Below are 22,873 nucleotides of genomic sequence, written 5' to 3'. Positions count from 1 at the left end.
CCGGTCGTGGGGCCAATCACGCCGAGCTCCCGGAAAGCCAACCGGTGGTCGCCGCAAACAGGCCTTCCCGGCCGTGTTCGAGATGCATCAGGTGCGTCGCCCTGGGTACGATGACGTCGGCCTTCTTCGTCGAGCCCAACGCATTCGTCAGCCAGGCCGCGTCGGCATCCCGGCAAAGGTTGTCCCATTCACCGCGGACGATCAGCGTCGGCGCCAGCACGCGGCGTGGGTCGTAAGCGAGCTGCCCGGACATCGCGGCGATGATGTCGGCCTGCGGCCCGTTTGGAATCCGGACCGCCGGCGGGTTGCGCCCGGCCGCTCCGGCATCGCTTGCCAGATAGGCCGGGCCCCATTCGGCAAGCTCCGGCTCGATCAGCACCGGCGGATGCGACGTCGGGACGTCCTCGACAAATCGCGTCAACTGATCCGCGATGGTCACCTCGCGCCATGCACCGATACTCTCGGGGAACGGCAACCCGCTCAGTTCGCGCCGGACGATCGGCCCGAACAGGACCAGGCGGCCGACGGCATCCGGATGATCGGCAGCGAACCGGCTGGCCGCCATCGTGCCCCAGGAATGCGCGACGATATGAACCGGCGCACCAGCACGCGCCTTGCGGATGTGATCCGCCACCGCACTGACCTGAATGGCGGCTTCCGCCGCGCGGCCGAGCGGCGCGATCCCGCTCGCGGGCATCGACATCTGCGGCGGCCTGCTCGAGCCGCCGAAGCCGATGAAATCGAAACCCCAGACGTCGAAGCCGGCGGCATTGAGATGGTCTGCCCAGGATCGCCCGCCAAAGCGGTAGCCGATCGACAGCGCCGACGGAAACGTCGCGCCGTGAACGTAGAGCACGGAATCGCCGGCACCCGGCCAGTGCCGCACCAGCAGCCTGTCGCCGCTGCCCGGCAGCGTCAGATGGAATTCGCGAGATGCGGGGACTTCAGGGGATATTGCCACGTCGGCTCCTTATGCACCGGGCGGCTGGCCCGGCGCGGTGACCTGACGTGGTTATATCGGCGCTTCTTGTCGCGATACTTCGATGCTCGCCGAAGTCTGTTAGCTGTAAGGACCGGGCTCAGCCCATCGCCCCGACGTCGAACACCTCGCCGTCATAGCCCGCTTCCTTGGGGATGCGGAGCTGGCGGCCGGTGGCGGTCTTGGTCATCACCGGCATCACAGTGACGATCGACTTGCCCTCACTGTCGGCGAGCGCGGCGCCGACATTCGGCTGCTTACCGAGCTTGATCAGGTTGCGCGTGGTCGGGAACGGCAGCTTGAAGCGGCCGGTCTCGCCGCCTTCCAGCGCCTCACGCGGCGACACCCAGATCGAATCGGTCGATTCCTTGCCGTCATGCGCGCCGAGCTGCTCGGGCGGCGCGGCGGCGAGGAAGAACCAGGTATCGAAGCGCTTCGGCATGCCCTCCGGCGTAATCCAGCGCGCGTAAGGCACGAGTTCGTCGAGCGCGAGCACCATACCATTGTCGACAAGCACCTTGTGGAAGGTGATCTTGCCTTCGTTCAACGCCGCGCGATGTGCGGTCGCGATCTCGTTCGCGCGCTTGGCGTCGACCAGATCCTTCGAGCCTATCGGCCGCGCCAGCAGGATGCCGCTCTCCTCGAAGGTTTCGCGGATCGCGGCAATGCGGAAACCGAGCGCGTCGGCGTCGAGCCCTTCGCCGCCCGAATAGAGTGCGGGATCGACGGCGATCTCCTTGTCGTTCTTGTCGACGCTGCCGCCGGGAAACACCAGCGCGCCCGAGTTGAACTCGATCTGGTGATGGCGAACCATCATGAAGACTTCGATTTCGCGGCTGCCGCCGTCACGCAGCAGCAGCACGGTCGAGGCAAGGCGCGGGGCAACGATCTCGGTCATTATTATCCTGCTGCACTGGATTGCGGTTGCAGATTGGCGCGGCGGTCGACCCGCGCCACGCGGGAGAGCAGATAGTCGACCTCCGCCCTCGCCTGCGCCGTGATCACGGCACCCGGCTTGCGCTGGGCGCTGGACGAGATGATGCCGCGCTTCTGCAGCACGTATTTGCGCACGGTGAGGCCGACGCCGGGCTGCTGCTCGTAGCGGATCAGCGGCAGATGCGCGTCGAACAGGTCGTGCGCCGCATCGCGTTTTCCCGCCTTGGACAGATTGACGACATCGATCAGCAGCTCGGGGAAGGCATAGCCCGTCATCGCACCGTCGGCGCCGCGCTCCATCTCGAAATCGAGGAACAGGCCGCCATTGCCGACCAGGATCGACAGCGGCCGCAGCGAACCGTCCTTCTGGAAATTGCGCAGGGTCGAGATCTTTTCGAGGCCCGGCCAGTCCTCGTGCTTGAGCATCACGCAGGACGGCGAATCCATCACGATCTTGCGGATCACGGCGGGTGTGAACACGACGGTCAAGGTCAGCGGATAGTCCTGCAGCACCCAGGGAATGTCGTCGCCGATCGCTTCCTGCGCCTGCTTGAAATAGCCGATGATCTGGTCGTCGGTGCGCAGATGCGGCGGCGGCGCGATCATGACGCCGGCAGCGCCCGCATCCATCGACTTCTTCGCCAGCGAGCGCATCGTGGCAAAGCCCGGCGCCGAGACGCCGACGATCACCTGCAGCTTCTTCGCGCGCTTGACGAAGCGCAGCGCAACCTGCTCCGCCTCCGCGGCATCGAGCTTCGGCGCCTCGCCCAGGATGCCGAGCACCGTAACGCCGTCGCAGCCGACCTCGGTATAGAAATCGGTCAGCCGGTCGATCGACGCCTCGTCGATGCGGCCGTCGTCATGGAACGGGGTCGGTGCGATCGCAAAGGTTCCTGCGGCCTGGGCGGTGAGTTTGGTCATGGGTGCCTCGTCTGTTTCCGCCCTCTATACAGCGTCATTTCCCGGCGCGCCATTGCGCATCGGGAAGCCTTCTCCCCCCGCGCCCGGGTCACCAATTCCGGCCCGATGGCGCGCATCGGACCGGAATGGCATCCGTTTGCCCTTACTTGAACCGCCGTGCGGACTTCTTGATCTCATCCTCGGAGAAGAAGATCTCCTTGGCGTGGGTGACGATGTCCTCGGCCTTCCATCCCGTGAACGGCGGCGTCCAGCCTTCCATTTCCATCATCCGCATCTCGCGGACCCCGCGCGGGCCGGAGACGCCGAGCACCTTGCCGGTCTGGTCGCCGGAGAGATCGCTGACCATGTACAGCACGGCCGGTGCGATGCCGTCAGGACCGAGCGCCGCGCCCGGGTTCTCCTTGTAGCGCGGCAGGTCCGCGGTCATGCGGGTCAGCGCGCCCGGCGCCAGCGTCCAGATCCGGATGTTGTACTTGCGGCCCTCGATCGCCAACACATTGGAGAGGCCCCAGATGCCGCCCTTGGCCGCGCCGTAATTGGTCTGGCCGAAATTACCGATCAGACCCGAGGTCGAGGACGTGTTGACGATGACGCCGCCGCCATTATCGCGCATCCATTTGAACACCGGCTGGGTGCAGCAGAAGGTGCCCTTCAGATGCACCTTCATCACCCTGTCCCAGTTGGCTTCCTTGGCCTTGTGAAAGGTCTCGTCGAGCAGGATGCCGGCATTGTTGACCAGGATGTCGGCGCGGCCGAAATGCTTGATCGCGTCGTCAAACACCGACTGCCCGCCGGCAAGCGTTGAGATGTCGGCGCCGTTGGCGACCGCGCGGCCGCCCTCGGCCTTGATCGCGTCGACCACCTTGTCGGCCATCGACTTGTCGGAGCCCGAGCCGTCGCGCGGGCCGCCGAGATCGTTGACCACCACGGCCGCGCCCTCGCGCGCAAACAGCTTTGCGTAGGCTTCACCCAGTCCGCCGCCGGCGCCCGTGATCAGCGCCACCTTGCCGTCGAGTAATCCCATGGTTGCTTTCTCCGTTTTGTTCTTTCTTGTTTACCTCTCCCCGCGAAGAGCGGGGCGAGGGAGACAACGGCCGTCGCGCTTGGTTATGCCAGCACCGTCTTGCCGCTCTTGATCACGGTCACGCCGCGCGATTTCACCTTGGCTTCGAACGACACCACGTTGCCGTCCTTCCACAACTCCATGGTCACGGTCTCGCCGGGGAACACCGGCGAGGAGAACCGCGCCGCGTGCTGCTTGAAGGCCGAGGGATCGTAATCGGCATAGGTTTGCAGCACGCCGCGGCAGGTGATGCCGTAGGTGCACATGCCGTGCAGGATCGGCCGCGGGAAGCCGGCCTTCTTGGCGAACTCCGGATCGGAGTGCAGCGGGTTGCGGTCGCCGCACAGGCGGTAGATCAGCGCCTGGTCAGGCCGCGTGGTGATGTCGACCACCTTGTCCGGCGCGCGCTCCGGTACCTTGTGCGGCTCGGGCTGGCCATCTGACGGGCCGCCGAAGCCGCCATCGCCGCGGGCGAAGCGGGAGGCGACCAGCGTTGCGAGCTTCTCGCCCTTCTCATCCCTGAGCACGGTCTGGTGGCGGATCACCGCGCCCTTGTCCTTGCCCTTGTCGAACACGTCGAGCACGGTCGAGTCGGCGGTGATGTGGGCCGCGGTCGCGAACGGCTTGTGGAAGGTGATGTCGCGCTCGCCATCGACCACCATCACGCGGTTGAGGTTCATCTCGCCGGGGCCGGCACCCCAGGCCGCAACCGACGCAAACGTCGGCACCACCCTGAGCGGCCGCGGCGTCAGCACGCCCTCATTGACGAAGGCGAGCTCTTTCTCGTCCATCGGATCGGCGCCGAGGCCGATACCATAGGCGTAGAGCATCACGTCGCGGTCCGCGTAGCTGTATTTCTGGCCGAGATTCTTCAGGGCCATCAGCTGTTCGTATACGATCGGCATTGTTGCTTTCTCCCCGAACCTTTTCTCTCTGCGCTGCCAATTGATGTGCCCTCTCCCCTTGTGGGAGAGCGCTGCACCGGCAGTCGTCACGATCTCGCTTCGGTGAGGGGCTCGCGCCGCAGAGAAAATCGTTTCGCGGAGAGAGACCCCTCACCCACCTTCGCTTCCAGCGAAGGCACCCTCTCCCACAAGGGGAGAGGGTAATCATTACGCCGGCGTGAAGAACGGCAGCGGGGCGCCGTCGGTCGGCTTCCACACTACCTTGACCTTCTGGCCGATCTTCACCGTCTCCAGATCGCAATCGACGATGTTGGTCTGCAGCGACGGACCTTCCTTCAGCGTCACATAGGCGATCGCATAAGGACCGGTCGGCGACTTCCGCATCAGGCTGTAGGTGTAGACCGTGGCTTCGCCGCTCGACTCTTCCCACACCGTCTTGTCGGAGAAGCAGAACGGGCAGATCGCGCGCGGGAAGTAATGCGCCTCGCCGCAGGTGGTGCAGCGCTTGATCATGAACTTGCCCGCCTTCGCCGCTTCCCAGAACGGCGCGCTCTCCGGATTGGTCACCGGGGCATTGTACTTCTTGGCTTCAGACATCACGCACGCTCCAGAATACAGGTTGAGGCGGCGTGGCGAACGCCGAGCAGACCGCCGGTGCCGTGGGCGATCGCGAGGTCGCAGTTCTTCACCTGCACCTTCGGATGCGCCTCGCCGCGCAACTGGCGCACGGCCTCGAGGATCTTGGTCATGCCGCCGCGGTTGACGGGATGGTTGCTGCACAGGCCGCCGCCATCGGTGTTGAACGGCAGCTTGCCGACACCCGAGATCAGATTGCCGTCGGCGACGAACTTGCCGCCCTCGCCCTTCTTGCAGAAGCCGAGATCCTCGAGCTGCATCAGCACCGTGATGGTGAAGCTGTCATAGATCGAGGCGTATTTGATGTCCTTCGGCGTCACGCCCGCTTCCTCGAACGCGCGCGGGCCGGACCACACGCCGGCCGAGTAAGTCAGGTCGAGATCCTTGCCGCCGCGTGGACCCTTCGCCGCCTCGCCGTGGCCGATCAGGCGCACCAGCGGCTTCTTCAGGCTCTTGGCAATTTCGGGCGTGGTGACGATCATCGCGCCGCCGCCGTCGGTGACGACGCAGCAATCCATCCGGTGCAGCGGGTCGGAGATCATCGGCGAGTTCAACACATCCTCGACGGTGACGACCTCCTTCAGCATCGCATGCGGATTGTATTGCGCGTGATGCGAGGCCGCGACCTTGATCCAGGCGAGCTGCTCGGAGGTGGTGCCGTAGTCGTGCATATGGCGCATGGCACACATGCCATAGGCATTGTGCGTGGTAGCCCCGTAGGCCAATTCGAAATCGGCCTCGGCGCCGGACGCGCGCGGCGGCATCGGGCCGGTGCGCGGCTTGCCCGCCAGCGTGACCAGCGCGACCGAGCACTTGCCGGCGGCGATCGCCTCGGCAGCGTGGCCGAGATGGATCAGATAGGAACAGCCACCGGTCTCGGTGGAGTCGATGTGGCGCAGCTTCTTGGTATTGAGGCCGAGATAATCGACCATCGGCCACAGCCCGCCCGGCGCGTCGCCGGCGCAAAAATAGCCGTCGATGTCGTCCTTGGTGAGCCCCGCATCCTCGATCGCGCCCTTGGCGACCTCGGCGTGAAGCTGTGCTGTTGATTTATCCGGTGCGTGCCGGGTGGGATGTTCGTAGATCCCGGCAATGTAGGCCTTGCCCTTGATGGTCAAATCGCTCTCCGCTGGCGTTTCTTGATCCAGCGTTTTTCTGAACCGGCAACGCGACCTTGGCAAGCGCGGAAATATTCCGTCAGGCGAGACTGCAATGAGCGTGCGCTATACGCACCTCAAAAACCGACGTCGTCCCGGCGAAAGCCGGGACCAATAACCACAGGGGTGTGTGGTTAGAACGCGCCGTAGCCCCAGCGCTGCGCAACAACAACATTCAGTGGTTATGGGTCCCGGCTTTCGCCGGGACGACATCAAATATGCGGCTACGCCTACTCCGCCGCCATCTGCCGCGGCGCGGGCGGCGCGTTGGCGAGGTCGGCGGCGAGTTGCGCGTAGCGAACCTTGGCGTCGTTGACCCAGGCATTCCGCAGCTGTGCAGAAGAAGTGCACAAAACTTTAACGTGTGCGAACCGGCGCCATGCCCTATCCGCATGTGTGGTCTTTTGCGTCTCAGGTGACGATCGCTCCTGGATATGTCTCTTCTCTCACACACCCGTCGCTCGCAGATCACGAAGACAATTCTCTGGGTCGCGTTCGCCCTATTCGTCCTGTCGCTGTTCTTGCCTGCCGCTTCGAATGAACAGGTCTATCGCCTCGATCGCGTGTGTCAGAATCCCCAATGGGACTATGGATTGGCGTTCCTCTTGGTGGGACCGTTCGGCATCCTGTTTGGCCAGTTCGGATGGTTCGCAAACCCACTCATGCTTCTTGCGGCAATCACAAGAAGGGAGTTTGGTCTGGTCTTTGCAACTCTTGCCATCCTGGCGACCACCAGCACCACTCGTACGTTGACCCACTTCTGGCGCGACGGCGAACCGGACGATGTCGTGTGCGGCTTTGGCCCGGGCTACTATGCTTGGGCTGCCTGCTCGATTCTCGTGTTGATCGCAGTGTTGGTGAAGCCACCGCAAAGAACGTCGTCTGAAGCGGCAATTGCCGACTCATAGGGACGAGAAAATGCGGCACAATTCCACGAGGGCTCCGCCAATTGGGGGGCTAAGCTTCGTTAAGTTAACCCGCCCACGTAGCAAAGTACCCTACTCCGCCGCCATCTGCCGTGGCGCGGGCGGCGGGTTAGCGAGGTCGGCGGCGAGTTGCGCGTAGCGAACCTTTGCTTCCTTGACCGCCTTCTCCTTCACCGGGCCGTAGCCGCGGATGCGATCGGGCAACGACAGCAGTTCGGCTGCGATGTCGTGGTTGAGCGGCGACAGCAGGCTCAGCACCGTCGCGACATCCTTCTCATAACCGGCGATCAGGTCGCGCTCGAGCTTGCGGTCGGCGTTGTAGCCGAAGATGTCGAGCGGCGTGCCGCGCAGGAAGCGCAAGCGCGCCAGCACCCGGAAGGCCGACATCATCCATGGCCCGAAGGCGCGCTTCTTCGGGCGGCCCTGCGCATCGAGCCCGCCGCCGAGGATCGGCGGCGCGAGATTGAAGTTGAACTTGAACTCGCCCTCGAACTGGTCGCGCAGCTGCTTCTCGAAGCGGCCGTCGGTGAACAGCCGCGCCACTTCGTACTCGTCCTTGTAGGCCAGCAGCTTGGCGTAGTTGATCGCGACCGCGCGCGGCAGCGCCTCGCCATAGCCGCCCTTGGTGGCGGCGTCGCGGACCAGGTCGACCAGCTTGCGGTAACGCTTCGCCAGACGCCCGTTCTGATAGTCGGTCAGAAGCGCCATGCGGTGGGTGATGATCTCGTCCAGCGACATCGCATCCAGCGACTTCACTGGGGCCGCGTCGTCATCCTGCCCCTTCATCATCGCGGCGAGACGCGCCGGATCGGCTGCGGCCAGGCGGCCGAGCTGGAATGCCTGCGTGTTCATCTTGATCGAGACGCCGTTGACCTCGATCGCCTGCTGGATCGATTCCGCCGACAGCGGCAGCAGCCCGCGCTGATAGGCATAGCCCATCATCATGATGTTGGTGGCGATGCTATCACCCAGCAGCGCTTCGGCCGGCTTGGTGAAATCGACGAAGGCGGAGTCCTTGCGCAGCTCGGTTTCGAGCACGCTGTTGACCTTGCGGCTCTGGAAGTTGAAGTCGCGGTTGAGGATGAAATCCGCGGTCGGGATGATGTGGCTGTTGATGATGCCGACCGTGCGGCTCGGGTCGCACAGCGTGATGGTGTCCTTCGACACTGCCACGACCTCGTCGGCTGCGAGCACGAGATCGGCGGTGCCGGTCACGATGCGCGAGCAGGTCACGTCAGCCGTGTGCTCGGAGAGCCGGACATGGCTGAGCACCGCGCCGCCCTTCTGCGCGAGGCCGGACATGTCGAGGATCATCGAGGCCTTGCCCTCGATATGCGCGGCCATGCCGAGCAGCGCGCCGATGGTCAGCACGCCGGTGCCGCCGACGCCGCCGACCGCGATATTGTAGGGCCGGTCGAGCGCGGGCTTCGAGGCCGGTTCCGGCAAGGCGCCGATATCGCCGAGCTCGGTCGGCGCGCGACGCTTGAGGGTGCCGCCGTCGACCGTGACGAAGGACGGGCAAAAACCCTTCACGCAGGAATAGTCCTTGTTGCAGGTCGACTGGTTGATGGTGCGCTTGCGCCCCAGTTCGGTCTCGAGTGGCTCGACCGAGATGCAGTTCGACTGCACCGAGCAGTCGCCGCAGCCTTCGCAGACGGCGGGATTGATCAGCACGCGCCGTGCCGGGTCCTCCATCAGGCCGCGCTTGCGACGCCGGCGCTTTTCGGCCGCGCAGGTCTGCACGAACACGATCGCCGAGGTGCCCTTGGTGTCGCGGCACATCTTCTGGACGTTCTCGAGCTCGTCGCGATGGAACAGCTTGACGCCGGGCGCAATGGTATCGGCCGGATAGGCACTGGGGTTTTCCGAGACCAGATAGATCTCACGGATGCCTTCGGCGTGTAGCTGGAAGCTGATCTGCTGTGGCGACAGGTCGCCGTCATGGCGCTGGCCGCCGGTCATCGCGACCGCATCGTTGTAGAGGATCTTGTAGGTGATGTTGGCCTTGGAGGCGATCGACTGGCGGATCGCAAGGATGCCGGAGTGGAAATAAGTGCCGTCGCCGAGATTGGCGAAGATGTGGTTCTCGTTGGTGAACGGCGCGATGCCAACCCACGGCACGCCCTCGCCGCCCATATGGGTGAAGGTCTCGGTCGAGCGGTTCATCCACAGCGCCATGAAGTGGCAGCCGATGCCACCGAGCGCGCGGCTGCCTTCCGGCACCTTGGTCGAGGTATTGTGCGGGCAGCCCGAGCAGAAATACGGCGTGCGGCTGACCGGTGCCGTCGCCTGCATCTGGCTCGACTGGCGGCCGTTGAACCAGTCAGCCTTGGCGCGCAGCATCTCGGCGATTTCGGGATTGAGATTGAGTCGAAGCAGCCGTTCGGTGAGCGAGCTCGCAAGCGAGGCGACGCTGAGCTCGGCGGCGAAGGTCAGGAAGCGCTTGTCGTGATCGTCCATCTTGCCGACGATGCGCGGGCGGACGTCGTCGCGCCAATTGAACAGCTCCTGCTTGACCTGGTTCTCGACGATCTCGCGGCGTTCCTCGACGATGAAGATCTCCTCGAGGCCGACCGCGAAGTTGCGGACCCCTTCCGGCTCCAGCGGCCAGGGCATGCCGATCTTGTAAAGCCGGATGCCGATCTTGGCTGCGATCTCGGGTGTGATGCCGAGCTCGCGCAGCGCCTGGCGGATATCCTCATAGCTCTTGCCGGACGCCATGATGCCGTAGCGCGCGTTCGGCGAATCCATGGTGATGCGGTTGACCTTGTTGGCGCGGGCAAAGGCGATCGCGGCAAAGCCCTTGTAGTCCTGTAAGCGGCGGTCCTGCTCGAAGCGATCGTCGGGCCAGCGGATGTTGAGCCCGCCCGGCGGCAGCTCGAAATCGGTCGGGATGATGAAGGGCGTCATCTCGTCAGTGAGGTCGATTTCGGCCGTGGTCTCGACCGTCTCGGTGATCACCTTCATGCCGACCCAGCAGCCGGAGTAGCGCGACATCGCGATACCCAGCAGGCCCATCTCAATCATTTCATGGATGCTGGAGGGGTAGAGATACGGCATCAGCGCAGAGATGAAGGCGTGGTCGGACTGATGCGGGACGGTGGAGGACTTTGCGCCGTGGTCGTCGCCGGCAAGGCAGAGCACGCCGCCATGCTTGGCGGAGCCCGCCGCATTGCCGTGGCGGAAGACGTCGCCGCAGCGGTCGACGCCGGGGCCCTTGCCGTACCAGATGCCGACCGCGCCATCATATTTGGCGCCGGCCGACAGGCCGAGCTGCTGCGAGCCCCAGATCGCGGTGGCCGCGAGATCCTCGTTCACGCCGGGCTGGAATTTGATGTTGTATTGCTCGAGATGCTTGCGGGCGGCGAACAGCTGCTGGTCATAGCCGCCGAGCGGGGAACCTCGATAGCCGGAGATGAAGCCCGCCGTGTTGAGGCCTGCGGCACGGTCGCGTCTGATCTGCGCCATGGGCAGGCGGACCAGCGCCTGGATGCCCGTCATGAAGACGTGGCCGGTGCCCTGGGTATATTTCTGATCGAGGCTGATAGGCCCTTGGTTGATTCCCATTTAGCCCTCTTTGCGCTGGTCGCGACGCCTGCTTTTTAGCTAGTCATCCGAGCTTGTTAGAACCAGTCTATGTCGGATTTTCCGGCTCGCGCGACACAATTCTGGGCGACCAAGCCCGTCGCCCAAAAATCGCAATTTCGTGCCGGGAATATCGGAGCGCCGTTTCGGTTTCTGTCGCAGGACAGGCCCGCGGCGAAATGGCGTGACGCGTCTTGTGGACCGGAAGGTGCGGAAGGTGAATGGATGCGGCGACGACATCGAACGACGGATGCGATTCTGGTCAGCCTGCTGTTGTGCAGTGCGTTCGCGGCGCGCGAATGTGCCGCAGCGCCGACCGACGACGTCATTGCCCGCGGCAAGGCGCTCACCATCGCCGGCGACTGCGCGAGCTGCCACACCGCCGACCCGGCCAAGCCGTTCGCCGGAGGCAAGCGGATCGACACGCCGTTCGGTCCGGTGTTCTCGCCGAACCTCACCCCCGACCGCGATACCGGCATTGGCGGCTGGAGTGACGACGATTTCCTTCGCGCGCTGCGCAACGGCGTCGCGCCGAACGGGAAGCGTTATTACCCCGCCTTCCCCTACCCGTATTTCACGAAGCTGATCCGCGACGACATTCTGGCGATCCGCGCCTACCTCGCGACGCTTGCGCCGGTCAGCAACAGGGCACCACCGCCGCAGCTGCGCTGGCCACTGTGCTACCGCATCCTGATGCGGGCCTGGAACGCGCTGTTCTTCACACCAGGCATCATCCGGCCGGACCAGGGCAAGGGCACGGAATGGAATCGCGGCCGCTACCTCGTCGAGGCCCTCGGTCATTGCGGCGCCTGCCACACGCCGAAGAATGCCTTCGGCGCCGATAGGCGCGACCAGGCGTTCGGCGGCAGCATGGTCCAGGGCATGTTCGCGCCCAGGCTCGACGGCGCCGCACGCAGCGGGCTGAAGTCATGGAGCGCCGATGACATCACCGAATATCTGCAGAGCGGCCGCAATGGGCACAGCCATGCCGGCCCCTTGATGTCCGAGGTGGTGCTCAATTCGACCTCGAAGATGAGCGACGCCGATGTGCGCGCGATCGCCGCCTATCTGAAGAGCCTGCCCGCCGGCGCGCCGGAGCCGGAGGTCACCCCGCCCTCGCCGGCGCAGATGAGCGACGGCGAGCGCATCTACCGCGGCGCCTGCGTCGCCTGCCATGAGCTCGACGGCTCGGGTAGCCCACGAATCTATCCGCCGCTGCCGGGCAACGCCAATCTGCAATCGGTCAATCCTGCGAGCACGCTGCGCATCATCCTCGACGGCGCCCAGACGGTGACCACGCCACGCGCGCCCAACGCAGGCTCGATGCCCGCCTATCCGAAACTGACCGACCAGGAGGTCGCCGACGTTGCGACCTACATCCGCAATTCCTGGGGCAATGCGGCGCCAGCCGTGACGGCGGACGAGGTCGCCAAGGCGCGGACAGCAAAATGAAGGCGCGAATGGCGAAATAGTCGATCACTCCTCCTCGGCATTGAATACGAATTTCGGCATCCCCCATCTGTAACGGATCGCAAGCATCCGGAACGTCAGGCCGACGGCCAAGGTCAGCACGGTCCAGAGCTGGTCGTTCAGATGCAGCCCAACGCCGACCGCGTAGAACAGCCCTGTCACCACGGAGACGCTGGCGTAGAGCTCGCTGCGAAACAGCAGCGGCACCTCGTTGCAGAGGATGTCGCGCAGCACGCCGCCGGCGCAGCCGGTGATCATCCCGGCAACGATCACGATCGGCAGCGAGGTGTCGACCTGCCAGGCCACGTCGCAGCCCGCCATGGTGAACACCACGAGCCCGATCGCGTCGAGCACCAGGAAGGCGAGATTGAGCCTGACCACCAACCGCGTCAGCACGATGGTGGCAAAGGCGCCGGCGGCCGCGACCGCGAGGTCGATCGGGTGCTTGACCCAAACCAGCGGATAATGCCCGAGCAGCACGTCGCGGATGGTGCCGCCGCCGAGCGCGGTGATCGCACCCAGCATGCAGACGCCGGCCCAATCCATGCTGCGCCGCCCCGCCGCCAGCGCCGCCGTCATCGACTGCGCCGCGACCGCGATAAAGGAGAGCACATTCAGCACCGAATCGGTGGGCGGCATGGTCCACATTGAAAACGCCTCATGGAACAGGTTCGGAACCCGGAATCGCCGGTTCCAGCATGAACAGGTTGCAACATTGGCGCGGAACATCCGCACGCGCCAGCCATTGTCCCCTGCGTTTAGCCGAGAGCGCTTAGCCTTGGGGGGCTAACGGAGGAACTTTGCAATGGCTTACAACCCTGACGATCCGTATCGCGCCAACCTGACCGATGACGAAATCCGCCGTCAGGCGCGCTTCAACAGCCTGGACAACGAGCTGCAGCCGGATCCGGAACTGCAGGAGGGACCGGCCAGCGGCACCAAGGTCGCGATGTTCGCAGTTGCGGTGGCCGTGGTGCTCGGCGCGCTGTTCTACGGGTTGAATAATACGTCGGTGCACGAGGCCGGCACGACCCCGTCGACACAGACCGCGCAGACCCAACCGGCCAATCCGGCCGGGGCGCCTCCCGGCATGCGCGACGTGACGCCGAAGCCGAACAGCCAGCCCGGCGTGACCACGGGCGCGGCGCCGACCCAGCCGGCGACCCCGCCGTCTGATATGAACAAGTCGGACATGAACAAGCCGGCCGCCCCGCCGGCCGAGAACGCAAAGTAACGGGTGATACAACTGACCAGGCGCGAGCGGCGGGCCCAGAGGGCCCGCCGCTTTTTTGCGTGAACGTCTACTTGAACATCTTGTTGAGCTCGCCGCCGGGATAGCCGTTGGCGAATTCGGTGAAGGTGCCCTTCTCGGCCATCTCCTTGGCCGCCTTCATGACGCCGCTCCAGGCCATCCGCGCCAGCGCGCCGCCGACGCTGATCCGGCGCACGCCGAGGTCGGCGACCGCTTGCAGCGTCAGCTCGGACGCGCCGCCGATCAAGAGATTGACCGGCTTCGGCGCCACCGCCTTCACGACAGCGGCAATTTCCTCTTTGGTCGAGATGCCCGGTGCATACAAGACGTCGGCCCCGGCGTCCGAATAGGCCTGGAGCCGCTCGATTACCAGGTTCAGATCCTTCTTGCCCCACAGGAACGCCTCGCAGCGGCCGGTGAGCAACACGCCGCTGTTATCGGCATCAATCGCCTTGCGCGCCGCCCTGATGCGCTCGACCGCGAGCTTGTGCTCGTACAACACGTTGGCAGTATCACCCGTGGAGTCCTCGATCGAGAGCCCGGCGACGCCGGTCTTGACGCCGCGCGCGACATTGGCGGCGACCTTGTCGGGTTCGACGGCGAAGCCGCCCTCGAAATCCGCATTGACGGGGATATCGACGGCCGCGCAGATCGCGGTCAGGTGGTCGCAGACGTCGTCGACCGTGACGCGGTTGTCGGCCTTGGCGATGGTCCAGGCGAAGCCCGCGCTGGTCGAGGCCAGCGCCTTGAAACCGAGATGTTGCAAAGCGCGGGCGCTGCCGACATCGAACGGGTTCGGAATGATGAAGCACCCGCTCTCATGCAGCTTCTTGAAGGCGGCTCGTTTGTCAGCAGTTGGCAGTGGCATGGGTCGCTCCCTGATGTCGTTGGCCGCGCACAGATAGGCACGCAGGCTTGGCGGTACTAGTGCGGCTCGTGCACCGCACGACTATCTTTTGGCGCCTGATCGCGTTCGTTCAAACCGTAGTCCCTGATCACGCTCGCAACGCGCAGGCGATAGTCGTCAAAAATCCGCGCGCGGCCCTTGGCCTGGGTACGGCGATGCTCGATGGTGTTGCGCCATGCCGCCACTGCGGCTTCGTCGCGGAAGAATGACAGCGACACGAACTTGCCCCGCTCGGTGATGCTCTCGAACCGCTCGACCGAGATGAAGCCATCGATCTCCTGCAGGATCGGCTTCAGCTCGGCGGCCAGATCGAAATATTGCTGTCGGTGCTCCGGCTTCGGCCAGACTTCGAAGATCACGGCGATCATGGGCGCCTCCGCTCCGTTGTTGTCGCGCCACTATAGCTCGACCTTGCGCAGAAATGTGCGCTCCTCCGCGAGAATGAAGCGGTTTTCTTCCGCGAAGTTGAAGTTTGCCACGCCCTCCTTGTCCTGGCGCAGCCGCGCGCGATAGGCCTCATAGGCGGCGAGGCTTTCGAACGAGATCAGCGCGAAGCCGATATTGTTGGTGCCCTCATGCGGCATCCAGTAGCCGAGCAGATCACCGCCGCAGCGCGGGATGATCGAGAGCCAGTTCCGCGAATACTCCTCGAACATCGCGCGCTTGAACGGATCGAGCTGATAACGGATGAAGACGGTGACGGTCATTGAGATGTCCTCTGTTTTCAGTCAATGCGAGCGCAGTGACGCAATCCATGGGCCCACTCGCGTTGGCATGGATTGCTTCGTCGCTGCGCGCCTCGCAATGACGGCACGGTGAAGACTACCCGCTTGTCCGGACGCGATGCTTCGGCTATCATCGAACTATGAAAGCAGGACCCGACATCTCCCGGATCGCCGCTTTGGTCGGCGATCCCGCACGCTGCAACATGCTGACCGCGCTGATGACCGGCCGCGCGCTGACCGCGAGCGAGCTGGCGCAGGAGGCCGGCATCACGCCGCAGACCGCGAGCTCACACCTCGCCAAGCTCGAAGCCGGCGGGCTGATCGAGCCCGAGAAGCAGGGCCGCCACCGCTACTACCGCCTCTCCGACCCCGACGTCGCCGACGTGCTCGAAGGCTTGCAGGGCATCGCCGCCCGCGCCGGCCATATGCGCGTGCGCACCGGGCCGAAGGATCCGGCGCTGCGCCGCGCCCGCATCTGCTACGACCATCTCGCCGGCGATCTCGGCGTGCAGATGCTCGACAGCATGAAACGGCAGAAGCTGGTGCGCCAGAGCAAGCAGGCGATCGAGCTGACCGGCGAAGGCAAGCGCTTCATGGCCGAGGAACTGCAGATCGACGCCGATGCGCTGACGCATCCGCGCCGTCCGGTGTGCAAGGCTTGCCTCGACTGGAGCGAGCGGCGGCACCATCTCGCCGGCACGCTGGGGGCAGCGATGATGGACCGCTTCACCGCATTGAAATGGGCCGCGCGTGATGCGACGCCCGGCAGCCGCGTGGTCAATTTCTCGCGCAACGGCGAGAAGCGGTTCGCGGCGCTGTTCGGCGCGGGCGAGTAGCGTCGCGCTGCCGCGCCGGCATCGCCACGGTCATTCGCGCGCCGATGGATCACACTTGTCTCGCTCTCCGATACTTTTGCGCCCTCTCTGCGCTTCACTGCACGCGCCTGCGAAATATTTCGAAATGATATTGAGCATGCTTGCGGCGGACTGACGCAGGTGTGAGCTGCAACATTCATGTTGCATTCAGCCCGCAACATTATGTTCGGCGACATCGGGCACGGCTTCTGCAATGATCCCGCCGGGCGAATCGGTAATCTCAAAGTTTGTTGCGGTGCCGCAGCGCGGCCCAAATAAAAGGAGAAGTCATGAAGTATCTTTTTGCAGCAGCCGTTTTGGTGACGACCGCATTCGCCGGCATCAGTGCAGCGGATGCGGCCGGTGGCTGCGGCCCGGGCTGGCATCGCGGTCCCTATGGCGGCTGCGTCCGGAATCGTGGTCCCGTCGTCGTCGCACCAGGCCCGGTCGTGGTTGAGCGCCCCGTCGTCGTCGCACCCGGCGCGGTCGTGGTGGCGCCGCGCGTCCGCGCTTGCCCCTATGGCTTCGCCTGGCGCTACGGCCGTTGCCGCCCGATCTGATCGCGGCACATCCCGAGCAAACAAAACCCCGCCTCGCGCGGGGTTTTTCTTTTGTGATGACCGCGGAAGGCACGCTGCTGCCCACCGTGGTCAAAGGCTTACCAATTGCGGAAGCAGTGACGGCCGAACGGGCCCGAGTGCCAGCCGGGCGGGCAATTGTACATCGGACGGCAGCCGCCATAGGGACCGCGGTGCCAACCCGGGCCGCAGCCGCCGGCAACGCGAATGGTGTTGTCGGATGCGGCCTGGGTCGGATTGAGCGGCGCGATCGGCATGGCCTGTGACGCAGACATCGCCGCCAGACCAAGTCCAAGCGCAAGCGCGGACGCAGCAAGAATTTTCATCAGCAATCCTTTCCGTTGAAACCACTGCAGTTGAAGCTACGTCTCGCGCGGATATCAGGCGGTTCAATCACCAGCGGCGCCAATGATGATGCCTGTGCCAATGGTGATGCCTCCACCCCCAATGCCTGTGGTGCCAATGCCGGTGATGCCAGTGCCGATGGTGCCAGTGGCGGTGATGCCAGCCGTGATGGCCATGACGCCAATGCACTTGCTGAGGCTTCAGGCGGCCGACTTCGTCACTCGTGGTGACGGCCGGATGCGCATCGCTGCCTGCCGGCGAGCGTGCGTCCTGGGTGAGAGGAAGCGGTGCGAGCGGCGCGGCCTGGACGGTCGCTGTGAAGGCGGCCGCACAGGCAGCGACGGCGAAGGCGATCTTCAGAAAATCCCTGCGTTCCATCGAGTTTCCCTTTGTTGCTGGGTTGGACCTACCAAGTCAGTGAGTTTTTTCGCCGCGACCTGAACGCTTGCTGAACCACGCATTCACGTTTGACGGAACTCGATGCGTTGTCGACGTTGTGACGTCACACAAGCATCACGACGACGACGCCTCGTCCGCGAGCACCAGCTCTTGATGTCGACATACGCGCGCGCGTCCTGCCCGTCATGCACACTCCGACCGTTTCGCGAAGGCCCGAACCGAACTAGCATCGCACACCACAACAACATCTCCGGGAGGCCGCCATGAAGTCAGGACAACCGCTCAAGGATGCCAGCCACCTCTACGAGGTCGAGCGCCGCGCCCTGCACGCCGCCCGTCCCGGCTTCCGCATCGTGGAGCTGCAACTGTCGCCGACCCAAAAGGTGCCGTGGCATACCCACAGCAACATCTCCGACACGTTCTATGTGCTGGAAGGCCAGATGCGGCTGTTCCTGCAGGAGCCGAAAGAGGAAGTGAACCTGAAGGTCGGCGAGGTCTACGCCGTCCGCCCGACCCGCCCGCACCTCGTCACCAACGCCGGCGCGACATCGCTGACGTTCTTGATCCTGCAAGGTGTCGGCGAATACGACTACGTGCCGCTGGCGGGGAAGTAAGGAGCGACATCTTCCACCGTCGTCCCGGCGAAGGCGGGAACGACGCCGAGTATGTGTTGTCGCAGTGAGTCAAACGTCCGCATTCGCCCGCGGCGGTCATTGGCGTAGCGCAGCACTGCCTTGACTGCGCCGGAGCGTCTGCGACGGCAGTTCTCCAAACAATGAATTGTACGTTCGCGATAATCGCCCCAGTTCGGTGAAGCCATGCTCCAAGGCGACATCCGTCACGGACTTCGCGTCGCCTCGCGCGAGAGCGCTATAGACGGCATGAAGCTGCTTGCGACGAAGATAAGCGATTGGACCGACGCCCAGGGTTTCCTCGAACGCGCGGTGCAGGCCACGCCGCGATACGTTCAAGGCGCGGCAGATTTCCGAGATGTGAACCGGTCGCGCGGACCGCGCTTCCAAATAGCGCTCGGCGTCGCGAACCAGCTTCGAATAGTTGCGAACCGCCCGCTCGCGAACGGGAGGCAGGGCACGCAGAACGGCCACCGAGATCGCTTCAATGATCGACCGCCTCCAGAAGTCCGTCGCGGCAGGTGAGAGCTCGGCTTGAGTCTGATCGAGGCACGCCACGATGTCGTTCAATCGACGCTGCACCATCACGCCTACCTGCGGATCCGGCTGCAGCCATCGCCGTGCAATCCAGAACTCGGGGTCGCTCAGGCGCGGCTCACCGCCGAGAACCGTGGCCAGATCGCCGGGGTCGACGGAAATTGCGGCATAGGAGGCGCGACCGAAATAGGCGATGTCATGTTCTGCGCCCGGAGGGCAAAAATAGATGCCGCCCGGAGAGGCATCGAACGGCCCGCACCGCACCTTCTCGGTAAAGCCGAACGGCAGCACAAGGGTCAGGCGCTTGCCGCTGAAAACGCCGCAACTGCGCAGACCGACCGTGAAACCACCGACGATGGCCGTGAAGTCGCCCAATCTTGCGACCGTCCGGGTTTGCCATATCCGACCTCTGCCAAGCTGCGTGACTTCGTATGCGCTGCCCTGACTGCTCACGGGAAATCGTACAAGATTGTCGTGAGACGTAGTCGTGACCACAAGATTTGCTTGCGTCATCTTGCCGATCCCCAATTCAGGACTGCCTGGACCGTCGCTCCGTGATCAGGATCGTTCATTCCCGGTGCGCCCCGGCATTCGATCCCGGTGACGTGGGTATAGGCCGCGCGCGAATGCCTTCCTGCCAGTGACGATGGTCATCTGATACGCGCCGCGATTTGATTTGCCCGACAGCCAAATCAGCCACCCGGCCATCCCGCCGGCACGGCCCAGACGAGCCCCCGCCACGGCTCGCCGCGCGACGTCAGCGTCGTGAAGTCGCGCGCGGGGTCGCGGACAAGATCGAGCCTCGTCATAACGGCCTCGGAGCGCGCGTTGTCGGGACTGGTGTAGGACACGATCTCGCCCAGGCCGACGTGATGAACGGCATGCAGCAGCGCGGCCCTCGCGCTCTCCGTCGCGTAGCCGTGTCCCCAGGCGTTGCGGGTGAAGCGCCAGCCGATCTCAGCATGCGCGCCGAGCGGATGATCGCTCGACAATCGCGGCATCACGCCGGCATAGCCCAGGAATGCACCGTCGAGCGTCTCGACGGCCCATCGCGACGTGCCGTGATCGCGCTGTGCGGCAACGTATCGCTCGAATTTCCGGTCGCTCTCTGCCCGGCTGACGGGCCCGCCATAATCGGCCATGACCTCGGCATCGTCATGCATCGCCGCGAACGCGTCGCGATGGCGGTCGTTCCAATGGTGGAGTCGAAGGCGCGGCGTCTCGATCATGCGCGTGCTTTGGCTCTCGTTGGTCCAAGAGCAGTTGGTCCAAGAGCAATGGATTGCGTACGCCGTCCGGAGACTGAATTCGCGGAGCGTGTCTCTACGATACACGCTCCGCTTCATTTTATCCCATCGCCTGTCGGCGAAGAAAGTTCCGAAGGCGCGGCGCCCTCGCGATTGTCATCTTACCGGCAAGGATAACGCCGGCCGTCCTTGCCCTGGAACGTGCCGCTGCCGGGATCATAGGAGCGGTACCGCTGCGCGCAGTAGGCATCATGCTGCTGCGCTGCTGCGGCAGCGTCCTGCTGAGCTGCGGCGTTCGCCGCACCGGCGATAATGGCGCCGCCGATCAGGCCGCCGATCAATCCGCCCACCGCCGCTCCGCCGCCTCCACCGCCGTCGCAATAGCCATGATGACACCAAACCTTGTGCGTGGCAGACGGGACCTGTGCCTGCAAATCGCCGGGAACCAACGGCGCGGAATACGCCGGAAGCGATGTCGCAAGAACGATGGCCGGGATCAAAGCCGTGGCAAAGCGTGAAAGCACGTGACAACTCCATTTCCATAAGCAGAACGTCCCAGATACCGCATTCGCTCGGGTTTTCAATCCGCGAAGTGTGGTTCCATGCTGACAAACTTTTTGGTTGCATGGCTCTCCGTGATTTGTATTGCGAGCACACCGGATCGGGCGCGCGTTCTGCCGGCTGTGAGTCGCAGTTGGATGCGTGATGTCGGTCACATCAGCTTCAGCGGCGCATCATGCACCAGCCGAAGATCGATATTGCCGATCAGCCGCGCGCGACGCGCCTCGGCGGTGCTGATGGCGGCCTCGGTCTGCTGCAAGGTGCTGACATTCGATCCGAGCGAGACGATGCCGCCGAGCACCAGCGCGATCGATCCGAGCGCTGCGGTCTCACCAGAACTGAACAGGCCAAGCAGCGCAGCGAGCAGCAACGCAAACCCACCGCCGATTGCCACCTTCGACCCGAGAATGATCCGCCGGGACCGTTCGGCGCTCTCGGCCAGATCCTCGATCTGCGCCTCGATCTCGGAAATCTCGTCGGTCGGATCGTCTTCGGTCATCGGATTCGAACCTGCGGAGCGGGTCAGGCGACGGCGGAAGCCGTAACCCGCCGGGTGCATTTTCGCAAGGAACCGCTACGCTTCACAAGCATGCCATCCGATCAAGGCTCAAATCGATGCTGGCCCGCTCAACGCTTGATGACCGATGCAACCCGCTGCGGATCGCGCGGAGCGAAGGCGGCGGGTACGTTCGCTAACCCTCCGCACGTTCTTAGGACACCGGCACAACGCACGCAGGGATAGGCCCAGCCGACATCGCTGACTCGCGCGAAGAACCGTCAACGCTGGCCGATGGGTTTGAATGACCGGGCAAGACCTCGACACGAACAGACACTCGCTCCCGTCCTCGATGGTCGATCGCTTCGTATCGGAGGCTATCCGGTCCGCTATAACCAGATCGGGCTCGGTAAAAAACGCTTATGCCGCGGACCCAGCGCCCGATGCAAGCTCGATCCAGCCCCGAGTCGCTTGCCACCTCGAAATCCTCGATACGGTAACAAACAGCCCCATATTTGGGCGGCTTTATGAGCAAGAGCTCTGGGAGCTCGATCGGCGCGCATGTCTTGTCGGCAAATGCGTAACCATTGATAACGGCCTCTTCTGACGTCCGGGCGGTAACCGTCATCTCGGTATCTCGCGCGAAGCACGCTATGTTCATCGCAAGTAATGCGGACACCACACCCAATATCAGGTCGCACGATCGATTGGCGCTCTGCCACAGCCTCGATCGTCGACGCCACATTGCCACGGTCGTCTCCATCCCTCACAACGGCAGATTGTCGTGCTTCTTCGCCGGGATCTCGACCTTCTTGTCCTTCAACATCGCCAGCGCCCGCGCGATCCGCTTTCTTGTCGAATGCGGCATGATGACGTCGTCGATGTAGCCGCGCTCGGCGGCGATGAAGGGCGACAGGAAGCGGTCTTCGTATTCCTTCGTGCGCGCCGCGATCTTGTCGGGGTCGCCGATGTCTGAGCGGAAGATGATCTCCACCGCGCCCTTGGCGCCCATCACCGCGATCTGGGCGGTTGGCCAGGCGTAGTTCATGTCGGCGCCGATTTCCTTCGACGCCATCACGTCGAAGGCGCCGCCATAGGCCTTGCGGGTGATGATGGTGACGAGCGGCACCGTGCACTGCGAATAGGCGAACAGGAGTTTCGCGCCGTGCTTGATCAGGCCGCCATATTCCTGCGCGGTGCCCGGCAGGAAGCCCGGCACGTCGACGAAGGTGACGATCGGGATGTTGAAGGCATCACAAAAACGAACAAAGCGCGCGGCCTTGCGCGAGGCATCCGAGTCGAGCACGCCCGCCAGCACCATCGGCTGGTTGGCGACGAAGCCGACGGTGCGGCCGGCGATGCGGCCGAAGCCGGTGACGATGTTCTTGGCGAAGGTCTCCGAGATCTCGAAGAAGTCGCCCTCGTCGACGACCTTCAGGATCAGCTCCTTCATGTCGTAGGGCTTGTTCGGATTGTCCGGGATCAGCGTGTCGAGCGACATGTCGAGGCGACCGATATCGTCGAAGCTCGGCCATTCCGGCACGCCGTCGGTGTTGTTCGACGGCAGGAAGTCGATCAGCCGGCGCATCTGCAACAGCGCGTCGACGTCGTTCTCGAAGGCACCGTCGGCGATCGAGGAGCGCGTCGCATGCACCGAGGCGCCGCCGAGTTCCTCGGCGGTCACTACCTCGTTGGTGACGGTCTTCACCACGTCGGGGCCGGTGACGAACATGTAGCTGGTGTTCTTCACCATGAAGATGAA

At 64.2% G+C, this 22,873-nt stretch carries 25 protein-coding genes and 1 pseudogene; 6 read left to right on the top strand and 20 right to left on the bottom strand.

Features of this window, described 5'->3' with window-relative positions; translation table 11 throughout:
• Nucleotides 1–16: 16 nt before the first annotated feature.
• The 7 genes from JQ616_RS38830 to JQ616_RS38800 all read right to left on the bottom strand — a co-directional run bounded on the left by JQ616_RS38830 (nucleotide 17) and on the right by JQ616_RS38800 (nucleotide 6,558).
• Entirely contained in the window at nucleotides 17–961 is a 945-nt protein-coding gene (locus JQ616_RS38830; protein WP_212023460.1) for an alpha/beta hydrolase, read from the bottom strand.
• Nucleotides 962–1,079: 118 nt separating this feature from the next.
• Nucleotides 1,080–1,877, bottom strand: a complete 798-nt coding sequence (locus JQ616_RS38825) for an NUDIX hydrolase (protein ID WP_212023459.1) — start codon at nucleotides 1,875–1,877, stop codon at nucleotides 1,080–1,082.
• Nucleotides 1,878–1,879: 2 nt separating this feature from the next.
• Nucleotides 1,880–2,836: a dihydrodipicolinate synthase family protein gene (locus JQ616_RS38820; protein WP_212023458.1), complete on the bottom strand. Its 957-nt coding sequence runs from the start codon at nucleotides 2,834–2,836 to the stop codon at nucleotides 1,880–1,882.
• Between the two features lie 142 nt (nucleotides 2,837–2,978).
• On the bottom strand, nucleotides 2,979–3,860 hold the full coding sequence (locus JQ616_RS38815; protein WP_212023457.1) for an SDR family oxidoreductase: 882 nt from the start codon (nucleotides 3,858–3,860) through the stop codon (nucleotides 2,979–2,981).
• An 83-nt stretch (nucleotides 3,861–3,943) separates the two neighbouring features.
• Nucleotides 3,944–4,804: a MaoC family dehydratase gene (locus JQ616_RS38810; protein WP_212023456.1), complete on the bottom strand. Its 861-nt coding sequence runs from the start codon at nucleotides 4,802–4,804 to the stop codon at nucleotides 3,944–3,946.
• A 207-nt stretch (nucleotides 4,805–5,011) separates the two neighbouring features.
• Nucleotides 5,012–5,401 (bottom strand): Zn-ribbon domain-containing OB-fold protein, encoded by a 390-nt coding sequence (locus JQ616_RS38805; protein ID WP_106318237.1) that lies wholly within the window; start codon nucleotides 5,399–5,401, stop codon nucleotides 5,012–5,014.
• Nucleotides 5,401–6,558: a thiolase domain-containing protein gene (locus tag JQ616_RS38800; protein WP_163153354.1), complete on the bottom strand. Its 1,158-nt coding sequence runs from the start codon at nucleotides 6,556–6,558 to the stop codon at nucleotides 5,401–5,403. Before JQ616_RS38800 ends, JQ616_RS38805 begins: the two co-directional genes overlap by 1 nt.
• A 473-nt stretch (nucleotides 6,559–7,031) precedes the next feature.
• On the opposite strand from JQ616_RS38800, the gene JQ616_RS38795 reads away from it, so the two are divergent.
• On the top strand, nucleotides 7,032–7,505 hold the full coding sequence (locus tag JQ616_RS38795; RefSeq protein WP_212023455.1) for a hypothetical protein: 474 nt from the start codon (nucleotides 7,032–7,034) through the stop codon (nucleotides 7,503–7,505).
• 90 nt (nucleotides 7,506–7,595) lie between these two features.
• Here JQ616_RS38795 and JQ616_RS38790 read toward each other — a convergent pair whose 3' ends face one another.
• Complete coding sequence (locus JQ616_RS38790) at nucleotides 7,596–11,090, bottom strand: indolepyruvate ferredoxin oxidoreductase family protein (RefSeq protein WP_212023454.1); 3,495 nt, start codon at nucleotides 11,088–11,090, stop codon at nucleotides 7,596–7,598.
• Nucleotides 11,091–11,333: 243 nt separating this feature from the next.
• Between JQ616_RS38790 and JQ616_RS38785 the strand changes: the two genes are divergently transcribed.
• On the top strand, nucleotides 11,334–12,560 hold the full coding sequence (locus JQ616_RS38785) for a cytochrome c (protein WP_212023453.1): 1,227 nt from the start codon (nucleotides 11,334–11,336) through the stop codon (nucleotides 12,558–12,560).
• Nucleotides 12,561–12,584: 24 nt separating this feature from the next.
• Here JQ616_RS38785 and JQ616_RS38780 read toward each other — a convergent pair whose 3' ends face one another.
• Nucleotides 12,585–13,226 carry a trimeric intracellular cation channel family protein gene (locus tag JQ616_RS38780; RefSeq protein WP_212023452.1) on the bottom strand — a complete coding sequence of 214 codons (642 nt, stop codon included), beginning with the start codon at nucleotides 13,224–13,226 and terminating at the stop codon, nucleotides 12,585–12,587.
• A gap of 157 nt (nucleotides 13,227–13,383) precedes the next feature.
• On the opposite strand from JQ616_RS38780, the gene JQ616_RS38775 reads away from it, so the two are divergent.
• A complete protein-coding gene (locus JQ616_RS38775) occupies nucleotides 13,384–13,812 on the top strand; it encodes a hypothetical protein (protein ID WP_212023451.1) in 429 nt (142 codons plus the stop codon).
• 67 nt (nucleotides 13,813–13,879) lie between these two features.
• Here the strand turns inward: JQ616_RS38775 and JQ616_RS38770 are convergent, their stop codons facing one another.
• From JQ616_RS38770 to JQ616_RS38760, 3 genes are read right to left on the bottom strand one after another with little or no spacing between them, the layout of a single operon-like run.
• Nucleotides 13,880–14,698, bottom strand: coding sequence for an isocitrate lyase/PEP mutase family protein (locus JQ616_RS38770; RefSeq protein ID WP_212023450.1), 819 nt, complete (start codon nucleotides 14,696–14,698; stop codon nucleotides 13,880–13,882).
• A gap of 56 nt (nucleotides 14,699–14,754) precedes the next feature.
• A complete protein-coding gene (locus JQ616_RS38765; protein ID WP_212023449.1) occupies nucleotides 14,755–15,105 on the bottom strand; it encodes an antibiotic biosynthesis monooxygenase family protein in 351 nt (116 codons plus the stop codon).
• Between the two features lie 30 nt (nucleotides 15,106–15,135).
• Nucleotides 15,136–15,444, bottom strand: coding sequence for an NIPSNAP family protein (locus JQ616_RS38760; protein ID WP_212023448.1), 309 nt, complete (start codon nucleotides 15,442–15,444; stop codon nucleotides 15,136–15,138).
• Between the two features lie 158 nt (nucleotides 15,445–15,602).
• Here JQ616_RS38760 and JQ616_RS38755 point away from each other — a divergent pair, with 158 nt between their 5' ends.
• Together JQ616_RS38755 and JQ616_RS38750 are read left to right on the top strand one after the other, a co-directional pair.
• Complete coding sequence (locus tag JQ616_RS38755) at nucleotides 15,603–16,298, top strand: ArsR/SmtB family transcription factor (protein WP_212023447.1); 696 nt, start codon at nucleotides 15,603–15,605, stop codon at nucleotides 16,296–16,298.
• A 308-nt stretch (nucleotides 16,299–16,606) separates the two neighbouring features.
• Nucleotides 16,607–16,876, top strand: coding sequence for a GCG_CRPN prefix-to-repeats domain-containing protein (locus JQ616_RS38750; protein WP_092114950.1), 270 nt, complete (start codon nucleotides 16,607–16,609; stop codon nucleotides 16,874–16,876).
• Nucleotides 16,877–16,974: 98 nt separating this feature from the next.
• On the opposite strand, the gene JQ616_RS38745 is transcribed toward JQ616_RS38750, so the two are convergent.
• The 3 genes and pseudogenes from JQ616_RS38745 to JQ616_RS39595 form a co-directional block, all read right to left on the bottom strand.
• On the bottom strand, nucleotides 16,975–17,220 hold the full coding sequence (locus JQ616_RS38745; protein WP_212023446.1) for a GCG_CRPN prefix-to-repeats domain-containing protein: 246 nt from the start codon (nucleotides 17,218–17,220) through the stop codon (nucleotides 16,975–16,977).
• A 63-nt stretch (nucleotides 17,221–17,283) separates the two neighbouring features.
• Nucleotides 17,284–17,415: a hypothetical protein gene (locus tag JQ616_RS39740; RefSeq protein WP_283812722.1), complete on the bottom strand. Its 132-nt coding sequence runs from the start codon at nucleotides 17,413–17,415 to the stop codon at nucleotides 17,284–17,286.
• Between the two features lie 157 nt (nucleotides 17,416–17,572).
• Nucleotides 17,573–17,617: pseudogene (locus JQ616_RS39595) on the bottom strand (hypothetical protein); the annotation flags it as partial.
• Nucleotides 17,618–17,901: 284 nt separating this feature from the next.
• Between JQ616_RS39595 and JQ616_RS38735 the strand changes: the two are divergent.
• On the top strand, nucleotides 17,902–18,252 hold the full coding sequence (locus JQ616_RS38735) for a cupin domain-containing protein (RefSeq protein ID WP_212023444.1): 351 nt from the start codon (nucleotides 17,902–17,904) through the stop codon (nucleotides 18,250–18,252).
• 96 nt (nucleotides 18,253–18,348) lie between these two features.
• Here the strand turns inward: JQ616_RS38735 and JQ616_RS38730 are convergent, their stop codons facing one another.
• The 5 genes from JQ616_RS38730 to JQ616_RS38710 all read right to left on the bottom strand — a co-directional run.
• Nucleotides 18,349–19,182 carry an AraC family transcriptional regulator gene (locus tag JQ616_RS38730; RefSeq protein ID WP_212023443.1) on the bottom strand — a complete coding sequence of 278 codons (834 nt, stop codon included), beginning with the start codon at nucleotides 19,180–19,182 and terminating at the stop codon, nucleotides 18,349–18,351.
• 317 nt (nucleotides 19,183–19,499) lie between these two features.
• Nucleotides 19,500–20,036, bottom strand: a complete 537-nt coding sequence (locus tag JQ616_RS38725) for a GNAT family N-acetyltransferase (protein ID WP_212023442.1) — start codon at nucleotides 20,034–20,036, stop codon at nucleotides 19,500–19,502.
• Nucleotides 20,037–20,215: 179 nt separating this feature from the next.
• Complete coding sequence (locus JQ616_RS38720; RefSeq protein WP_212023441.1) at nucleotides 20,216–20,578, bottom strand: BA14K family protein; 363 nt, start codon at nucleotides 20,576–20,578, stop codon at nucleotides 20,216–20,218.
• A 188-nt stretch (nucleotides 20,579–20,766) separates the two neighbouring features.
• Nucleotides 20,767–21,114: a hypothetical protein gene (locus JQ616_RS38715; RefSeq protein ID WP_212023440.1), complete on the bottom strand. Its 348-nt coding sequence runs from the start codon at nucleotides 21,112–21,114 to the stop codon at nucleotides 20,767–20,769.
• A gap of 763 nt (nucleotides 21,115–21,877) precedes the next feature.
• On the bottom strand, nucleotides 21,878–22,873 hold a 996-nt coding region (locus JQ616_RS38710), incomplete at its 5' end, for an acyl-CoA carboxylase subunit beta (RefSeq protein ID WP_283812718.1).

Source organism: Bradyrhizobium tropiciagri, from assembly GCF_018130545.1.
GTDB classification, from domain to species: Bacteria; Pseudomonadota; Alphaproteobacteria; order Rhizobiales; family Xanthobacteraceae; genus Bradyrhizobium; species Bradyrhizobium tropiciagri_A.
This window is presented reverse-complemented; position numbering and strand designations above follow the sequence as displayed.

Coding starts and splice junctions, on each gene's coding strand:
- JQ616_RS38735 (WP_212023444.1), top strand. CDS start 17,902: ATGAAGTCAGGACAACCGCTCAAGGATGCCAGCCACCTCTACGAGGTC.
- JQ616_RS38805 (WP_106318237.1), bottom strand. CDS start 5,401: ATGTCTGAAGCCAAGAAGTACAATGCCCCGGTGACCAATCCGGAGAGC.
- JQ616_RS38820 (WP_212023458.1), bottom strand. CDS start 2,836: ATGACCAAACTCACCGCCCAGGCCGCAGGAACCTTTGCGATCGCACCG.
- JQ616_RS38715 (WP_212023440.1), bottom strand. CDS start 21,114: ATGACCGAAGACGATCCGACCGACGAGATTTCCGAGATCGAGGCGCAG.
- JQ616_RS38810 (WP_212023456.1), bottom strand. CDS start 4,804: ATGCCGATCGTATACGAACAGCTGATGGCCCTGAAGAATCTCGGCCAG.
- JQ616_RS38785 (WP_212023453.1), top strand. CDS start 11,334: ATGCGGCGACGACATCGAACGACGGATGCGATTCTGGTCAGCCTGCTG.
- JQ616_RS38825 (WP_212023459.1), bottom strand. CDS start 1,877: ATGACCGAGATCGTTGCCCCGCGCCTTGCCTCGACCGTGCTGCTGCTG.
- JQ616_RS38745 (WP_212023446.1), bottom strand. CDS start 17,220: ATGAAAATTCTTGCTGCGTCCGCGCTTGCGCTTGGACTTGGTCTGGCG.
- JQ616_RS38790 (WP_212023454.1), bottom strand. CDS start 11,090: ATGGGAATCAACCAAGGGCCTATCAGCCTCGATCAGAAATATACCCAG.
- JQ616_RS38765 (WP_212023449.1), bottom strand. CDS start 15,105: ATGATCGCCGTGATCTTCGAAGTCTGGCCGAAGCCGGAGCACCGACAG.
- JQ616_RS38750 (WP_092114950.1), top strand. CDS start 16,607: ATGAAGTATCTTTTTGCAGCAGCCGTTTTGGTGACGACCGCATTCGCC.
- JQ616_RS38755 (WP_212023447.1), top strand. CDS start 15,603: ATGAAAGCAGGACCCGACATCTCCCGGATCGCCGCTTTGGTCGGCGAT.
- JQ616_RS38780 (WP_212023452.1), bottom strand. CDS start 13,226: ATGTGGACCATGCCGCCCACCGATTCGGTGCTGAATGTGCTCTCCTTT.
- JQ616_RS38775 (WP_212023451.1), top strand. CDS start 13,384: ATGGCTTACAACCCTGACGATCCGTATCGCGCCAACCTGACCGATGAC.
- JQ616_RS38725 (WP_212023442.1), bottom strand. CDS start 20,036: ATGATCGAGACGCCGCGCCTTCGACTCCACCATTGGAACGACCGCCAT.
- JQ616_RS38815 (WP_212023457.1), bottom strand. CDS start 3,860: ATGGGATTACTCGACGGCAAGGTGGCGCTGATCACGGGCGCCGGCGGC.
- JQ616_RS38770 (WP_212023450.1), bottom strand. CDS start 14,698: ATGCCACTGCCAACTGCTGACAAACGAGCCGCCTTCAAGAAGCTGCAT.
- JQ616_RS38795 (WP_212023455.1), top strand. CDS start 7,032: ATGTCTCTTCTCTCACACACCCGTCGCTCGCAGATCACGAAGACAATT.
- JQ616_RS39740 (WP_283812722.1), bottom strand. CDS start 17,415: ATGGCCATCACGGCTGGCATCACCGCCACTGGCACCATCGGCACTGGC.
- JQ616_RS38760 (WP_212023448.1), bottom strand. CDS start 15,444: ATGACCGTCACCGTCTTCATCCGTTATCAGCTCGATCCGTTCAAGCGC.